Here is a 1,561-nt window from a genome sequence, read left to right on the forward strand (position 1 = left end):
GTCTCTGCGGTGACCGCGATGACGGGTAGCTCCAGGTCAGGATCGGAGCCGAGCTTGTTCGGGTTGGCGTGGTGACGGGTGTGCTTGTGCTGCCACCAGCCGTAGCTCATGCCGACGAGCAGGTCGCCGAGGATGATGCTGATCCAGTCGTTCCAGCGCCCGGAGACGAAGATCTGCCGGTGCGCCGCATCATGCCCAAGGAACGCGATCTGCGTGAACACGATACCCAGTACGGCGGCCGTGAGCAGTTGCCACCAGCTGTCCCCGATCCACACGAACACGAACAGGCACACCGTTACGGCGAGTGGCGCTGCGATCAGCTTCGTCCAGTAGTAACCGTAGCGGCGGCGCAGTAGCCCAAGACCGCGGATCTGCTGCGCCAATTCGGTGAACGCGCTCGACCCACGAGGCGCGTCACCGCGCGGGTGAGTACGGGCGGTCTCGTGGATGGCATCCATGATGAACCTTCTCTCTGGTGTCGCCCTTACCGGCGGACGGCACCGCCTTCTTCGACCCAGTCATCGATACGCGCGGCATCATCAGCGACAGCCGCGGGGCGACGGGTGAAGGTCACCGAACCGGCCAGAGCGGCAACCCGCGCAGCACGTTCCTGCTCCCGTTCAGACGCGTCCTGGAAACGAAGGGCCGCCACTTCCCGATCCGCGAGCAGGGCAACGCTGATCTCCGCAAGCCGATCCGCGATCACCGCAGCAAGCCCGTCCCGGAGTTCTTCGAGATTGGTGTTCCCGATCTCCAGACGACGATCAGAGACGTGCAGCTCCACGGTCGAGAACCCACGATCGGACAGATAGTCACGCGTCTGACTGCCCAGGATCGCAGAGACCTCGTCGCGGCCGGCCTTACGCGTGAACACTGTTTCCACGGTGTAACGGTCAGGAGCATCATCCGTCATCAGCGTCGCAGGAAGCGAGCCGACAAGAATGGAATCCAGACCCAGCAATTCGGGGCTCTGCCCCACGATCTTCAATTGTGCGTTCATGAACTGACGTTACGCCCCCAACCTGTACGCACTCACAGGCGCAACGCCCAGTGGGAGGGAGCGCGAAGAGCCGGGCGGTGCCGCGGAGAACGCATCGCGAGCGCCCCGTATCCAAGGCGCGGCCGCCGGCCGCGAAGTCCATGACCGCATGCCCGCGTTCCTCGCCCCCGACGCCATGGACGCGTGGCTCGAACCGGTCAAGCTCGACCGTCCCGGCCGGGAGAACATGCTCGCCCTCCTCGACGGATCCTCCACCTCGATCGCGTCCACGATCGAGCAGTACGTCGTCGACCAGAAGGTCAACAACACCCGCACCGTCGACCGCGACGACCCGACCGTGATCGCCCCGGCGGCGTAGCGTGTAGCGGAACAGTTACTCCGTTGTCGGAAAATGGCATCCGCGGGCGTCGGCCTTGCGTGCTAGGTGCCTTGCTACCCGCTTCGTCGTGCTCGTGCCAGGCGATGCGTTGAAATCGACGGAAACATGTCCCTCTGGTGCGCCATCCACGTACTCGTCAAGGTATGCCGCTATCCCCTCGCACACGCCATTCGATTCCACAG

At 64.2% G+C, this 1,561-nt stretch carries 3 protein-coding genes; 1 reads left to right on the top strand and 2 read right to left on the bottom strand.

What is annotated here, in order from left to right:
* The coding region (locus B7X32_RS20810; protein ID WP_292724123.1) for a fatty acid desaturase at positions 1–458 on the bottom strand (458 nt) is incomplete at its 3' end.
* A 26-nt stretch (positions 459–484) separates the two neighbouring features.
* Positions 485–1,000 carry a hypothetical protein gene (locus B7X32_RS20815; RefSeq protein WP_292724126.1) on the bottom strand — a complete coding sequence of 172 codons (516 nt, stop codon included), beginning with the start codon at positions 998–1,000 and terminating at the stop codon, positions 485–487.
* Between the two features lie 109 nt (positions 1,001–1,109).
* Between B7X32_RS20815 and B7X32_RS20820 the strand changes: the two genes are divergently transcribed.
* Positions 1,110–1,358, top strand: coding sequence for an SOS response-associated peptidase family protein (locus B7X32_RS20820; RefSeq protein WP_292724128.1), 249 nt, complete (start codon positions 1,110–1,112; stop codon positions 1,356–1,358).
* Positions 1,359–1,561 lie beyond the last annotated feature (203 nt).

Source organism: Microbacterium sp. 13-71-7 (assembly GCF_002257455.1).
In the GTDB taxonomy this organism is placed as follows: domain Bacteria; phylum Actinomycetota; class Actinomycetes; order Actinomycetales; family Microbacteriaceae; genus Microbacterium.